Genomic DNA, 15,194 nt, shown 5'->3' with positions numbered 1-15,194 from the left:
GATAGAATAGTTACCTTCTTCAAACAATTGAAGGATATGTAGTTTTAACTCGAGTGGATGTTTGCTTCGCCCCATAAAAAATACTCCCCTTAGATCAACAGATTTTATTTTTTAATCTGTCTACCTAATAGGGAGCATATCAAATTGAGTACCTGGACATTAAACTATTCAGCTACTATATTTGTTACTTGAGCCAACTTAGCTGCTTTAATTTTACTAGCTCCACCTTGTGCTGCAGCCATTCCAGTAAACGTTCCTGTTTTAACACGCCAATTAGCATTGTTCGATGTACGCTACCCAACCGAAACGATGCTTTAATACATCTAAGACATTTTCAGCTGCTTGTTTTGTAGCGTATGTGCCTGTTAAGATGCGATATTTACTAGTAACTGCGGAAGGCTTTTGTTGCTGTACATCACTTAAATTAATTAATTCAACGTGATTGCAAATTCCGAGTTCGGCGCGCCAGCAAATACAACCGTTCCGTTTTTCGGCAGTTTTACTTTGTTATTGTCGCTCACAACGGTAAAATTAATACATACTCCCTTTTCATCATACACCGCGAACGAACTCTGCGATGGCAATGCCACAGTCATCGTTTTCCCTGCTACCGTTTGTGGGATCGTAAACCATCTTGCATGCCCACTTTCTTGTAGTGTAACTTTGGATGATTGGCTTGCATCAAGCGGTTTCACGCTGGTTCCACTTACGTATAACAATCCGGACATCTCCATGTATTCATTACCGCCTTCAGTATAAAAACGAGATTCCGTCGTATCACGGCCTGTCATCACGGGGATCTGAAGCTGATGCGCAGCCGTGTTTGGGCCAGTAATTTTTCTGCCGTCCCAATAACCCTCTAGACCTTTATTACGATTAATTTGTGTTGTAAGCATCATTGGTAAGAGATATTGAGCAGAACTATATTTCTCGTTTATAAGATAGTACTTGACGCCTTCCCGATTTGCCCATGCGGCAGTGGTTTCCTTCGATAACACGTTGTCTTCTAGTTTCTCGGCTAAATAGTAAGTAACCACCTCTTGCCCTAAACCTGGCATCGATATAAATGTGCTTTCCTTCAAATATGTTCGTCTATTCTTCTCAGTGACGAAGTTGAGCTTGGAGGTACCTGACTCATTAATAAAGCTTCCATCCGCAGTAAATACATATTTTTCTTCTGGATTAGATGGTAAGATCAGTTCTCCATTCTTCGCTATTTCTATTTTGAAATGACTGAAACTATTGCCGTAAAAACCCGCTTTCTTTGCTACGTCTTGAGGCATCTTAGCCTTGTCCGGCTTGCCAAAAGATTTGTTCGGCTTGATTTCTTTAATTGTGCCCTTCTCTTTAAGCGCTGTGAGCAGTAATTCAGTCGCCATCAATTGATTTGTAGTGCTGCTACCGCCGGATGACAATACAGCTACTGCCATCTTCTGTTCGGGAAGTACGACCAGTGAAGCATGTTGCAGTCCCGTGTCGCCGCCTTTAGCCAAGCCCTTTATCCCATATTCATTGAATGGATATAGTTTCACACTATCCCAGCCAAGACCATAATTGACAATATTATCTCCATCCCCTGGCCACATTCCTTTTTTATATTCCTCTTGCTCCATCGCTTTGACAGCCTTATCAGAGAGGATTCCTTTTCCCTGTCCCATAAATATTTGTGAGAATCGCACCATATCTTCTGCTGTGGAAGAGATCCCTCCTGTACCAATCACATTCACCGATTCAGTAGGAAGCTGCCCTTGGTACGTTGGAAAATAAAGTCCAGCCCGCTTATCGTTTTCCCATTTGTCCTGCGGCGTTTTCGTATGATTTAGCTTTAAGGGTTTTGTAAATCGATGATGTATAAATTCGGTAAAGCTCATACCGCTGACTCTTTCCACCATAATCTCGGCAAGCGTAAAGCCGTCGTTGCAGTATACAGAGAACGCGCCAGGGTCCGCCTTCAATTGCTGGTTTGACAATTGCCGCAACAAGTTATCATGGGCATAGGTATCATTATCTTTAAATAAAAATGTATTACTAAACGTACTACCTTGCAAGCCGGAGGAATGGTTCAACAGCATACGCGGCGTAATGCTTTTGTAACGCTCGTCTTTCATCTTGAAATCAGGAACATAGTGGACGACAGGAGCATCCAAATTGACTTTTCCTTCGTCGACCAATTTCATTACAGCCGCCGCTGCATACATTTTACTGACTGAACCAATCCCGTATAGGGTATCTTTGGTCAGCGGCTGTTTCCCTTTCATATCATTCTTTCCTGTCTGACCCGACAAAATAAGTTTGCCATTATCAATTAGCGCATACTGTACGCTAGTCGTCTCATAGGACTTCGTGAGTAGGGTAGCCTTCTCTGCCGCAATCTTTTTCAGCTCTTGACTAGCTAATTCTTGGCTAGCGACAACCATAGTCTGACTACTAGAAAACGCCATCGTCCCTGTTGGTAGGCTCATCGTTAACGCTAACGTAGCAGCTAACACCGCAGATAGTTTATTTTTCATAAATGAATTGCCTCCTTGATTTCTAGATATACACTTCCTAAAACAATAATTAATGCCCTCACAAATATAATTTTTTTGTTCACTTCAACACCTTGATTCCCCCTTTAACAAGAAATATTTCCCATAAATAGAATATCAAAGTTTTATTTACTCGTAAATACAGTGATAGACTGATACCATATCAGGCTTAAGGCTTATGGTTGATTATGACTAAGAAAATTAAAAAGACCAGCTCGGCTGAATGATATGCTACCTTTTATGGACAGATTAAAAAATAAAATCTATTTATCTAAGGACTCGAATTGAAACTACATATTACTTGAAGAAGGTTACTATTCTATCAATGAATTGTGTGAAAGGTTTTCATTAGATCATCAAACTTTATATATATGGAAAATAAATTATGTGGCAGGTGGACGTGAAGGATTACAAGAAGCTACTTCATGTAGATTATATCCAAAAGAGTTAAAATTAGTAGCTGTGCACAGATGGAGGTGTTGGCGAAATATGAGATTAGCAGTACCTCTGTTTTAAAAAGGTGGGTAAAAAAATATACAGGTCATAATAAATTAAAAGATTCAAGTAAAGGAATGAGTTAAGCTATGACAGAAGGAAGAAAGACAACTTTTGCCGATAACCTGCTATTGTTATGATGTTAAGAAAAAGCAGACTTAGACAATGAAATAGAGCCAAGTCTTCTATGTTCTCCATTAAAATCATCTACTTATGAGCAAAGTTTTCTATACATAATTGGGATTTATACTGCTATAAGACTTTCAATAACATAAATCACCATCCGTTAAATACAAGTAAAACAAAAACAATGGCATCGATTTGTAAAAATCATCCATGCTTTCATCAGGGTAACTAAACAGCCTTTGCTATTTCTGTAAATATAAAATCCTACGATATTCATTGTTAATAAATAATTACACTTATCATTAATTTTATATTCAATTTCTATCTTCTTTTAATTAGCACCAAGATGTACCCTGTTTTCTATATACAAGACTTGCAAAATTATAATAATCCATCTTCTTATACTTCTCGTAATATTACCATCCTGTAGTAACACCAGTAGGCAAATATTGCACTGTGAGTAACGGCGCTTAATGGCAAAAGAGTCTTAATTCCAAACTTTAAAGCAGTTTTCCTTATTTGTTTTTTTAATATCCTTTAAATACGTTGGATTTCGAACGGCAATTTTCATTGCTTCACTCAATTTCTGGACAGGAATATTTAATAGTAGGAGCGTAAGCAAATAAATCAAATTATATTATATAATGATAATATGTAAAAAAGCCACGTTATTGCGGCTTTTTCAAAACTCTTTTCTAAATTTGTTTCCCCAAAAGGTTTCAGTTAGTAATATTTTCATTAAGGGGAATGATATCGAATAGTTGCTGATACACCGTTTGCAAAAGATCCACCAGAAGTTGTTATTTCTACAGACAGAAGAGTACAACTATTTACTGAGAAATTTGACGTTGTAGTTGTACAACAATTTGGCGAAGCAGATGTACTAGGTCCTGTAATGGTTGCTATGATACCAGTAGGTACCGGGGCAGTAAAACCACAATTTGTACTTAAATATATTTGTGCAGATGCAGTATCACCAGCAGTTAAATTATGATCTCGTATATTAAGAGTTAAACTTGTTATAACTGCATTTTGAGGAACAACAAATGTATTTTTAATGAAAGTAGCTGATGCACTTCCAATCCCAAGAAAATCATTGTTTGCAACGGATTGATCTGTACTTAAGTAAACTTCCATTAGGCCCGGACCATTCAAACCTGTTGGACCAGTAGTGCCAGTTACTCCTGTTATTCCTTGAAGCCCATTTGGACCTGTTGCTCCTGGTGCCCCTGTTATTCCTTGAAGCCCAGTCGGACCTGTTGCTCCTGTTGCTCCTGTCGTTCCTGTCGTGCCCGTTGTTCCTTGAAGCCCAGTTGGACCTGTTGCTCCTGTTATTCCTTGAAGCCCAGTCGGACCTGTTGCTCCTGTTATTCCTTGAAGCCCAGTCGGACCTGTTGCTCCTGTTGCTCCTGTCGTGCCCGTTGTTCCTTGAAGCCCAGTTGGACCTGTTACTCCTGTTGCTCCTGTCTTTCCTGTTATTCCTTGAAGCCCAGTTGGACCTGTTGCTCCTATTCTCCCCTCTATTATTTGCAGTCCAGTTTCTCCCGTTTCTCCGTTCAACCCACTTTGAAAGTTATTAATTTTCATAGGATCACCTCCTCCCCTAATTCATAATATTTTTATTAGAAATATTGAATTAGACATATCACTAGGTTATATGACCTAAAAAATAGATAAATGTAATCCAATAATATAATTAAATTTATTTTACGTTTACTATCGTAGCGGAAATGGTAATAGTTCATCATTTGCCTTAAATGTTGTTCTATTTATACTTCTAATTACTATCGTCTCTACTTTCATGAATAGAGAGTATTAATATTTTCGATTTAAGGGTCGCCTCCAGCCTGATGACCCTTTTGTAGTTTCTTTCCTCAAAGCATTCAGTATTGGAAAGTATCCTTTAATGCACTTAAAGCCTTTAGAATGTCTTCTTCAAAAGGTGTACCCTTAGCCAAATCGAGATAAAATTCTTCCGTCTCTTTCACATAACGTTTTCGGAACTTTTCATTAGCAACCAAAGCACTTAACAAGTTGTGAAGTCGATCTGCTAATTTCACCATTTTGGCAATGGGATTATTTCTAATATCTTGGATATATACTTCCATTTTGTAGCCCTTACTTTTAGTTAAGATTTTCACAGCAGTTAGAACATCTTTTCCTCCATAAAAGAAAATCTCTTGTTCGCTTGCGTCTGTATCTTCTAATAAATCATGAAAAAGGGCTGTTATAATATATTTAGTATCTAAAAAGCCCTTTTTCTCTAAAATACTTGCAACTTCAATGGGGTGACTGATATAAGGTTTTCCACCAATTCTTGTTTACTCTTCGTGCTTTTCTTTCGCAAATAATAAACTACTAATTATCATTTCACTTCTCCTTTCAACAACTCTTTGCTGAACAATAGTAAAATGCGATGCTTTTATTCAAGCACCGCACTCATAAATTGATTAAAAAATTATTTTGCTGCCATTACTGCATAGTAATTGTTTTCATTATCTGCAAAATTAAATATCCTACCTGAAGGCATATTTACAATTTCTCCGACAATAACGTTTTTATTTAAAAGGTCATTATATAATTTATCGAAATCTTCAGAGAAGAACATCAGAGAAGGTGTACCAAGATTCATTTCAGGTTGCATTTTAGCAATTAATTCCTTATTGTGGAGAATAATTGTTGTCTCTGCTTCTTTGGTTGGAGCAATTTCAATCCATTTCATTCCTTGGCCGTTATCTTCCTCTGAAATGACACTAAACCCTACTTTTTCTGTCCAAAACTCTTTTGCTTCATCCTGGTTATTAACATACAACATGAGTTGACCGACTTTATTAATCATTGATTTTTATACTCCCTTAAAATGTCTTACTTTGCTTACTATGGATTATCACCAAAACGTGTGGTTGATTTCCGTTCCGACTGGGCGCTTTGGTGCTGCCGCTTCGCTTTCGCGCAGAGCAGAGCTTCCTGGGGGCGTCCGATGAGCCGCTTTTGGTGTTGCTGTCGCTACGCTTTCGCACAGAAAACATCCGCTGCGCTGCAGGGTCTCGGGCCAACACGATGTTGGTCACGAAGGCGTTATCACAGGATGTGATGCTTTTAGCCTTCGTTCCTCTATTGCTGATCCCCGAGGAGTCGCCCAGTCTCCACTCCAATCATCTATTTTACATAGTAGACGTTTTAACAAAAGTCATCCACAACTTTTGGTGATGAACCCTTACTATAGCGACTGCACATGCTCATTCAAACGGTCCCAAGTTTCTGCGATGCCTTGAAGCATACCCATATCCATAACGGTCTTAAGGGCCTCTGCAGACACATATTCTGCACGATTTATTAGCTTAGTCTTTCCTCCCAAATCGACGAATTCCAATGTAATCTCGGTCGACGGCATGGAGTCATTCGAATTACCTTCAGCATCCGAAAAGTAATCGGTATAGCTGATCTTCTCAGGCTCAATAATCTCCTTATAAACCCCTTTTCCCCATGCTTCCATACCAAAAAAGTCACCTAGGTTTTCATCGACGCACTTCATACAGTAGTGCCAAACGCCTCCCGGACGGAAATCAACTATGCAGACTGGGATTTCCCATCCTCTCGGACCCCACCAATGTTTCAGATGTTCTGGCTCTTTAAACATATTGAATAGTAAGTCTCGTGGTGCATCGAAAACGCGCTCTAATATAAGTACGCGATCGTTCTCTACTCTTGATATCATTGAATTGTTAGACATGGTAGTTCCTCCTTGATGATGAAATGGTTTTATGATTTTTCTTTTTTCTGCAATTTTTTCAAATATTCATCTAAATTATCGAATCTTTCTTGCATTACACCCTGGAAGGACTGTATCCAAGAATCCAGCGCTTGGAATGGCTCGGGCCGGAGCTTATAGATTCGACGGTTAGCTTCAGCATGTACTTCCACAATCCCGTTGTCGCTAAGTACTTTTAGATGCTTTGAAGTTTGAGGTTGCCTCAATCCCAGTTGGTTGGCAATCTCACCCACGGTTAGAGGACCCTGGCGCAGGAGTTCAACGATATTCATGCGATTTGGTTCAGACAAAGCACTCAACGTCATTAAGTTTACTCCTAGAACTTTCCCTGACATGTCGCTCACCTCGTAAAATGATGGTCGCCGGTAAATTATCATCTACATCAGCACAGGTTTTATGATCCTGTTAATCGCAATATAACTCAATTAGAATATTCCTGTCAAGGAATATTGAAGAAAGTAGCCCACTTCAACCTTTAAGCCAAAATATTGTCTCTCACTTTAATATAGTAATACTAATAGCAAAACACTTAATTATAGAAACACCCCCTCTTCAATCCTTGCTATTACTTAAGTATAAACGTTGAAATAAATATGTACGAAAATGCCTGTTTAACCAAGTACATTTTTGATTCCCTTTGTATATTACAACTTTACAGGGAGACTTGGCGATCCATTCCGCATCTTTAACATCAGTCTTACGAACGGGAACCGCTTTGATATGTTGGGCATTTACAACTAAAAATTTGATACTCTCAGCCTCGAGTATGTTTACAATACGCTTCCAAAATACACCTGTACTTTCCATAGCTACGTGCGTACAACCATGTTCTTTAATCCAATCAATTAACTGCAATAGAAAAAACGTTTTGGTTTGAATCACTTTGTCTTCTGGTGTCATAATACATGCGGTAATCGAATCCTTATGAATATCCATACCACATACACGTTCAATGATGACTTCCATTAGAAACATCCTTTCTACGGCCAATCAAATTAGGGGCTGGTGCGGCAACCTGAGTAGGATGAATCTCCTATGAGTGCTTCCCGTGAGGGAGCGACAGTCAGTGATACACCGAGGTCGTTGGAGTCAGACTAACGGAAGGGCTTAAGGCACCATAGTTTATCGACCTTCCTCTCCCAGCCGTAGTATTCAATACCCGTTCTGAGTACATTTTCATCTTCTGTGGTGTAACGCTAGTTTTTACGCTACATGGATGGCTAATGGGGCAGTTAAATTTAATAAAAATTTTCGAAAATTGGAACTTATAGGAACAATAATCGTATTAACTTTAAAAGAATAAATAAAAATTAATGATTTAAGGGGGAAATAATGAACTACATACAAACAATTCGTAAGTTAATTGGAAATGAAGTGCTAATGACTGTTGGTTGTGGAATTATTATTGAACAAGAGAATCAAATTTTACTACAACATCGAAAAGATCGGGATGTTTGGGGTATCCCAGGCGGTGTTATGGAGCCTGGAGAAACCTTTCTTGAAACTGCTGTCCGCGAAACATTTGAAGAGACAGGATTGATAGTTGAACAATTAGAGTTGTTTGGTCTTTATTCAGGAGGAGAAGGATTTGCAGAATATCCGAATGGAGATAAGGTCTTCAGCATCCAGATTATTTTCCATTCAAGTAGTTTTTTAGGAGAATTAATTCATGAAACAGAAGAAAGCCACGAACATAGATTCTTTACTCGCAATGACCTACCACTTTTGAACGCACATCAAGAGCGATTCATTCAGGATTGGGTAAACCAAGTGACTTTGCCCATAATAAAATAATCTGACGGAGTTCGACCATCAAAAAGGGTAGAGATAACAACCTTTTTCTTAATCAACTCCCATGAAAATAAAATCTCTGGCACTAAAAAAGTCCATGCTAAAAAGGTAAACGATTCAATCATAAATTTTTTACATAAAGATCTTTCCATGTGAACTGGGCTATTTAGTAACAGGTGCTAATGTTCAAGAAGTATAAGCTATTTAGTCATTTTGGATTTATTAAATTCATGGAACAAAAAAGCCCGATTTTTCAATTTGAATACTGAGAAATCGGCTTTTTGATATTGATGAAGCAGTCACAATTTTTGTACTAGCTTAGCTGTTTTATTTTTGTTATAACATTAAATTGTTCTCGCAATTATTTGGATTGTATGAGTAATTATAATTAAAAATCCTAAAACAATACAACATGTCGCTAGCGTACTTTATGATTTTTTTGCTTCACAAGACCCCAAAAAATCAGGCATAGTCCAATCACAATAGATACTATTGATAAAGTTATAAAAAATGGTGTACCTAATGATATTATAGGAAAAACATCTGTTAATTGCATGTAAAATTCTCCCTGTTCCAGATTCTAAGTTTACATATAGCTCTTCACCCAAATATGTACTTTCCTGCACATCTCATTTCGAGAGAAAGCTTTGCGCAGGCGTTGTTTGAGCCATCTCATTCCTCATACCTAAATCAGGCATTTCTGCGGAGTCACCTCTCTCCGCTTCATATGCTTTTTATACCACCAATAACAGATAATTGTCACTATGAGTCATTTAATTTTCCCAGTTACTACTTTAAATTGTACAAATCGATTTTCTCTTTTTTCTTACCCATTCCTTACAAATTTATTAACTTCTAACTACCAATTAAATTGTAGGTTAAAAATTGCAGTCAGTGAAAAGTTTGAAGGGACTGTCAATATTTTAGTGTAACTGACAAGCCATCTTTTCGACGGGAATGATTTTGATTTTGGAAGGCCAAACTCTTCCCAAAAAACAAAATTTCGCTGCGTGTTCCTTCTCCTTCTTTTTGTCACTCAAACAACGCTTCAAGTTCTGCACTCGGGCGTAAAGTGATTAGATTTTATTATTAATCACATCATTATTAAAATGATGGACCAAAAAGTACACAGTAATCTCGTTTACAAAAAATGCAGTGCGAATTTGTATATAAATCGCACTGCGTATATAGAAGTAATTGGAAAGCGGAAAAAATTATCACTATTTTTATATGAGTATCATTTTATTGAAAAAAGTTACGATCAATATGTATAGAAATGTTATCCCTTAGTTTCCCCTAACTATGTGTTAAAATGACAATCCTCATTATCAGCCATGCTTTTCAACTACTTCTCATAATTTTATTCAAATAAAGAGATGATTGCTATAATCCACACGCCTACTACTAGTATTAAAAACCACCAGCCCGTAAACTTTACGAATTTTTTTAAAAATGGTTTCTTAGTAAATTTATCTGAAAAGGAACTCATTTTTAAAAAATCCTCTAGAAACTTTAATAACATGTAAGAAAAACTACCGAAAATTAAAGTGACCAATATTGCCATAATAAACATTGTACCTACTCCTAAACTTTAAGTTTTTACATCACTCAATAATTATATTATTTAGCAATTAGATTGCACATCAAAAATTTAAGAGCTAGTACATGTTTTAGAAACGAATATACAGATGTTGGTTTAATAAAGGTAAAATCCTCCTTGCAGTATTTTTTCACGTTTTTGGCATCTTCGTGAAAAGCGTATACATTGCCGCGATTTACACAAAACAATTCTGTTAATTCTTATCTAAGAATCAACAGAAGAAACTCCAATAAAATTCGTATGAATCTGTCATTAGGAGCAAATGCTGTAGGTATGTTCTAAAGTCTAAAACAGTAACCTCTCCTACTTCAACAAAGGCGTACTCAATAGCAACATTAGCGCAGAACATCACAAAGTAAATAAAACTCCATCACTTTCTAAAGGAGGAAAAAATGAATATAACATTGCGTCTTAAAATAATGATTTTTCTACAGTTTTTTATTTGGGGATCTTGGCTTGTTACATTTGGTTCTTATATGATCAATACGTTGCATTTTACTGGTGCACAAGTTGGAGTCGTGTATAGTTCTAACGGTCTTGCAGCCATTATTATGCCAAGCCTTATAGGTATTATTGCAGATCGGTGGGTAAAAGCAAATGTGTTATACGGAATATTGCATTTCCTCGGTGCGATTACCTTATTTTTTGCTGCTCAAATTTCAGATCCTTCAATGATGTTCTGGGTAATGTTCTTTAACTCAATCGTTTATATGCCAACACTTGCTTTATCGAATACAATTTCTTATTTTTACCTAGAAGACAAAGGACTTGATGTTGTAAAGGATTTCCCACCTATTCGTGTCTATGGGACAATTGGTTTTATTCTTGCGATGTGGATTATTAGTCTTGCCAAAATTGAATTAAGTAATATTCAGCTTTTTATTGCTAGCGGCTCTTCGTTGCTACTTGCACTATATACAATTTCACTTCCTGCCTGCCCAACTTCTAATGCAGTTAAGGGCAAGTCGTTGGTAAGCCTTTTGGGACTAGACGCTTTTGTTCTTTTTAAAGATAAAAAAATGGCGTTGTTTTTAATTTTTGCAATGCTATTAGGTGTTGCGCTTCAAATTACTAATACATTTGGTGATCCATTTTTACACGACTTCGCCTTAAACCCTGATTATAAAAATAGCTTTGCGGTAAAATACCCAGCTATTTTATTATCAGTGTCACAAATTTCAGAGGTATTCTTTATTCTGACCATTCCATTTTTCTTACGTAAGTATGGCATTAAAAATGTAATACTGATCAGTATGGTGGGATGGACATTACGTTTTGTTTTCTTTGGGTATGGAAACCCAATTGGCGGAGGATTTTTCTTATTGTTATTATCAATGATTGTTTACGGCTGCGCCTTTGATTTCTTTAATATTTCGGGAGCCATTTTTATGGAAAAAGAAGTCGACCACCGCATTCGTGGTAGTGCTCAAGGATTATTTAGTACAATGGTCAATGGCATAGGTGCCTATTTCGGAGCTGTTATTAGTGGAAAAGTAGTTGATTATTTTACAGTTGACGGAGTAAGGAATTGGCAATATATTTGGTTGTTCTTTGGAGCGTATACACTCATTTTGGCCATCATTTTTGCCATCGTTTTTAAATATAACCATGCCAGTAATGAAATGAAAAATGTAACAATGAAATAGTGAATTATTCTTTCAAGGAAAAGAAAGAGCCTTACCGTCCGTGGTGTAAGGCTCTTTACTGTAATAGAATTACTTAAAGAATTACGCAAATTCTGCTACAAGGAATAATTTTTTCTCCACTCTTCAAGAGACATTTCATCAAAGCTCTCAACATCATCTAGTTTCAAGGGTGTAATTAATTCTAATGAATTACCATCTGGGTCTGAAAAGTAAATTACTGCATTAGCATGTGGAATATTTGATAGAACTAGAGGTTGCTGTTTAGTTGACATCAACAATACGGGGCCGACCCGGTTTTTTTTATAATCGAATATTTTCAAATTTTAGTCTCCTTCAAGTTCCTTTTTTCATTAAATGATGGTAAAAATAGTATTGTTGTAATGATACCTACGAGAGTACCTAAGCTATTTTCATCCCGTCAATCAAAACCTCAAAAAGCGCGAGAAATCAATTTAAGAACGTTGATTTCTTGCGCTATTCTAATGTGAAATTTTATTTTCTTCTTGGAAATATAATTATGTCACAGTCTCTTTTAGTCAACTAATTGGCTATCTACCATATAACCTTTATAGGCTTCTCGTTTTTTAAAAAGATTCCCTTTCCTTTTTCATAACAAGCGACTTTAATGTACCACTTAATTCCTGAATACGACTAGTTGTGTTCGTCATCATCTCTAGCATATTATGTTCGTCCTCCACCGAGTGTACAATCTCTCCTGTGGAAGTTGCATTTTGTTCGGTCATATCATTTAGCTTTTCAATCTGTAATTGGATTGTTTCAAACTGCGAAATAGCGCTGCTTAGTTCATTCATTCCTCTTGTTAAATCGAAGTTAGACTTTGAAAATGAATCTTTTAAAATAGTAAAGAAGTTGCTTACATCTTGTAACAGCATTTCCCCTTGTTGTAACGCTTTTTCACCGTCATTGGAGCGTTGATGAGCTTCTGTTGATTTTGCGAACAAAGTTCTCGTTACATTCGTAATACTTACCGTAATAGCAGCACTTTCTTCCGCTAATTTCCGTACTTCATCAGCAACGATGGCGAATCCTTTACCATGCTCCCCCGCTCTTGCCGCTTCAATTGCAGCATTAAGAGCAAGTAGATTCGTCTGCTCTGCAATATGCTGTATACCATTTAGTAAGCTATCTACCGTTTTCAAGTTTGTCTGTAACTCATTCACAGTTTCAGCTGTAGAACTCATCGCTTGATTCATAACGCCCATTTGCACCATCGCATCTTGCATTTTCTTCCATCCTACTAATATCTCTTGCTGCAAATCAGTAGATTTAGAAATAGTATCCTTTGAAATTGAGAATGTTTCGTTGACAAAATGCACAGATTCCTTCATCGTGCCATGAATCATTTGCAAGCTAGATGACTCCTGCTGAATACTTGCGGAAATATCCTCTGTAGCTATAAGAATTTGTTTACTTGATCCAGATATTCGCTGCATTGTTTGTTGGAATTGTGTAACGTGTTCATCCAACGCTTGACTACTTTTTTCAATTTCCTGAAACGTATTTTCAAGGTCATTTAATGACGTCTTCACTTCATTTTGTTGAATTGCAGCATGTTCAATTAGTTCATTGCCCCATTTAGCGATTAAATATAATGCAATTATGACGCCATTCATTATCGCAAATAGCGTTATAAATACAGTCATATCATCAAATGGCCCTAATAATGATTTCGAATTAGCCATATAAAGAATCAGAAAGCTGATATTTGTCAGCACACCAAAAAATACAAGTAATTCTTTTTTAAAATAAAGGGCGATAATGGCCACCGAACAAAGTAAAATATAATGTTTATTTAATGAAAAACTATCAACTAAAAATAAAGCAAAAACAGTACTTGAAGGAATCATTCCAAAAATAAAGCCTTTAACATACGTGTTAATTGGTAAAAAGTAATTACAAACTGCTAATGCCATAACGGCTAGTCCAACAAATAAGAACATAATGCCCTTTGAGAGTATCAACGGTCCACAAATTAAAACAGCCAAAATTGAAATAATGGCTAAATTAACACGATGGACTTTTCTAGTATCGTAGCGAATTTTTTTCTCCATAAATAGTTCCCCCCTAAAAAATGAATGGACATTCATTGTATTTTTCTATTATTATAAAGTATAACAACTACTTTTTGTAGATAAAAAATGTGTTTTAGAGAATTTTTAATACACTTCGAAAATAAAGGGGGAGCATTTAATGGGGAGCGGCCAAAAACTTGCACCAAATTTTTATTGTATTGATACACACGATTTAAATCGAGAACAGCGTACAAGCTCTTATTTGCTTATCGATGAAAAAATTGCATTAATCGAGACTTCCGCCAGTCCGTCTATGCCATTTATAGTAGAAGGTTTAGATGAATTACATATTTCTCTAGAGGATATTCAATATGTAATTGTTACGCATATTCATTTAGATCACGCCGGAGGTGCAGGCTTGTTTTTACAAAGCTGTCCAAATGCAACATTTGTTGTACATCCACGAGGTGTATCTCATATGGTTGATCCTAGTCGTCTAATTGCAAGTGCGCAGAGTGTTTATGGAGCAGAATTCGATCGTCTATTTGATCCAATTGTTCCTATCGATGCTGAACGCATTATAGAAATTGGACATGAGGAAGTACTATCTTTAGGTCAACATCAGTTAACGTTTTATCATACAGAAGGTCATGCAAGGCATCATGTATCCATGCATTATTCTGCTACGAATGGCTTGTTTGTAGGAGATACTACTGGTGTACGTTATCCGGAAATGGAGAACGAATCCATTGATTTAATTATTCCCTCCACTTCACCGAATCAGTATGATCCAGATACAATGGAGCAGTCTATCCAGCTTTATGAAAAATTAAATGCTTCAGAATTGTATTTCGGTCATTTCGGTGCTTATAAAAATCCAGCTGAAGCTTATAGACAAGTGCGCTACTGGACACCGCTATTTTTAGCTGAGGGGAAAAAGGCGTTAACGGTATCTAGCGAATTTAAAGAACAAGTACAATTTTTAGATATTCGCTTGAAGGAACTTTTGTATAACTACTTACAGGAAAATGGCATCACAGAAAATCATCCGGTTTATCAAACAATCCCATTCGATACCATTGTTTCGTCTATGGGGATTCTGGATTACTTAGAGAAAAAGAATTCCCAAAATTAAAGCAGACTTGACTGGAGAGGAGTAATCCTCTCTGTTTTCTTTTATGTTCTTTTTTCTTCAACAGTTAT

12 protein-coding genes and 2 pseudogenes are annotated in these 15,194 nt (G+C 36.7%); 4 read left to right on the top strand and 10 right to left on the bottom strand.

Annotated elements, in window-relative coordinates; translation table 11 throughout:
- Positions 1 to 428: 428 nt before the first annotated feature.
- Both ACIPKN_RS23230 and ACIPKN_RS23225 read right to left on the bottom strand, forming a co-directional pair.
- A complete protein-coding gene (locus tag ACIPKN_RS23230; protein ID WP_400940687.1) occupies positions 429 to 2,510 on the bottom strand; it encodes a serine hydrolase domain-containing protein in 2,082 nt (693 codons plus the stop codon).
- Positions 2,511 to 3,887: 1,377 nt separating this feature from the next.
- Positions 3,888 to 4,736, bottom strand: a complete 849-nt coding sequence (locus ACIPKN_RS23225) for a collagen-like domain-containing protein (protein ID WP_400940684.1) — start codon at positions 4,734 to 4,736, stop codon at positions 3,888 to 3,890.
- Between the two features lie 151 nt (positions 4,737 to 4,887).
- Between ACIPKN_RS23225 and ACIPKN_RS23220 the strand changes: the two are divergent.
- A pseudogene (locus tag ACIPKN_RS23220) lies at positions 4,888 to 4,968 on the top strand (YjcZ family sporulation protein); the annotation flags it as partial.
- A gap of 64 nt (positions 4,969 to 5,032) precedes the next feature.
- Here ACIPKN_RS23220 and ACIPKN_RS23215 read toward each other — a convergent pair.
- The 5 genes and pseudogenes from ACIPKN_RS23215 to ACIPKN_RS23195 all read right to left on the bottom strand — a co-directional run.
- Positions 5,033 to 5,464 carry an HD domain-containing protein gene (locus tag ACIPKN_RS23215; protein WP_400940699.1) on the bottom strand — a complete coding sequence of 144 codons (432 nt, stop codon included), beginning with the start codon at positions 5,462 to 5,464 and terminating at the stop codon, positions 5,033 to 5,035.
- 143 nt (positions 5,465 to 5,607) lie between these two features.
- Positions 5,608 to 5,988 (bottom strand): VOC family protein, encoded by a 381-nt coding sequence (locus tag ACIPKN_RS23210; RefSeq protein ID WP_400940682.1) that lies wholly within the window; start codon positions 5,986 to 5,988, stop codon positions 5,608 to 5,610.
- A gap of 381 nt (positions 5,989 to 6,369) precedes the next feature.
- Positions 6,370 to 6,882: an SRPBCC domain-containing protein gene (locus ACIPKN_RS23205; protein WP_400940679.1), complete on the bottom strand. Its 513-nt coding sequence runs from the start codon at positions 6,880 to 6,882 to the stop codon at positions 6,370 to 6,372.
- Between the two features lie 29 nt (positions 6,883 to 6,911).
- Positions 6,912 to 7,256, bottom strand: a complete 345-nt coding sequence (locus ACIPKN_RS23200; protein WP_400940677.1) for an ArsR/SmtB family transcription factor — start codon at positions 7,254 to 7,256, stop codon at positions 6,912 to 6,914.
- Between the two features lie 331 nt (positions 7,257 to 7,587).
- A pseudogene (locus tag ACIPKN_RS23195) lies at positions 7,588 to 7,887 on the bottom strand (IS110 family transposase); the annotation flags it as partial.
- 366 nt (positions 7,888 to 8,253) lie between these two features.
- On the opposite strand from ACIPKN_RS23195, the gene ACIPKN_RS23190 reads away from it, so the two are divergent.
- On the top strand, positions 8,254 to 8,715 hold the full coding sequence (locus ACIPKN_RS23190) for an NUDIX hydrolase (protein ID WP_400940674.1): 462 nt from the start codon (positions 8,254 to 8,256) through the stop codon (positions 8,713 to 8,715).
- 1,357 nt (positions 8,716 to 10,072) lie between these two features.
- Here the strand turns inward: ACIPKN_RS23190 and ACIPKN_RS23185 are convergent.
- Positions 10,073 to 10,285: a hypothetical protein gene (locus tag ACIPKN_RS23185; protein ID WP_400940672.1), complete on the bottom strand. Its 213-nt coding sequence runs from the start codon at positions 10,283 to 10,285 to the stop codon at positions 10,073 to 10,075.
- A 419-nt stretch (positions 10,286 to 10,704) separates the two neighbouring features.
- Between ACIPKN_RS23185 and ACIPKN_RS23180 the strand changes: the two genes are divergently transcribed.
- The gene (locus ACIPKN_RS23180) at positions 10,705 to 11,958 is read left to right on the top strand and encodes a nucleoside permease (protein WP_400940669.1); all 1,254 of its coding nucleotides are present in this window, start codon (positions 10,705 to 10,707) and stop codon (positions 11,956 to 11,958) included.
- 95 nt (positions 11,959 to 12,053) lie between these two features.
- Here ACIPKN_RS23180 and ACIPKN_RS23175 read toward each other — a convergent pair whose 3' ends face one another.
- Together ACIPKN_RS23175 and ACIPKN_RS23170 are read right to left on the bottom strand one after the other, a co-directional pair.
- Positions 12,054 to 12,278, bottom strand: coding sequence for a VOC family protein (locus ACIPKN_RS23175; protein WP_400940667.1), 225 nt, complete (start codon positions 12,276 to 12,278; stop codon positions 12,054 to 12,056).
- A 264-nt stretch (positions 12,279 to 12,542) separates the two neighbouring features.
- The gene (locus ACIPKN_RS23170; RefSeq protein ID WP_400940664.1) at positions 12,543 to 14,030 is read right to left on the bottom strand and encodes a methyl-accepting chemotaxis protein; all 1,488 of its coding nucleotides are present in this window, start codon (positions 14,028 to 14,030) and stop codon (positions 12,543 to 12,545) included.
- Between the two features lie 139 nt (positions 14,031 to 14,169).
- Here ACIPKN_RS23170 and ACIPKN_RS23165 point away from each other — a divergent pair, with 139 nt between their 5' ends.
- Positions 14,170 to 15,126 carry an MBL fold metallo-hydrolase gene (locus tag ACIPKN_RS23165; RefSeq protein ID WP_400940661.1) on the top strand — a complete coding sequence of 319 codons (957 nt, stop codon included), beginning with the start codon at positions 14,170 to 14,172 and terminating at the stop codon, positions 15,124 to 15,126.
- The last annotated feature ends 68 nt before the right edge of the window (positions 15,127 to 15,194 follow it).

Origin of the sequence: Lysinibacillus sp. NPDC086135, assembly GCF_044746345.1 — a bacterium.
Taxonomy (GTDB): Bacteria; Bacillota; Bacilli; order Bacillales_A; family Planococcaceae; genus Lysinibacillus.
The sequence above is the reverse complement of the archived record's forward strand: the minus strand, read 5'-3'. Positions and strand labels throughout refer to the sequence as shown.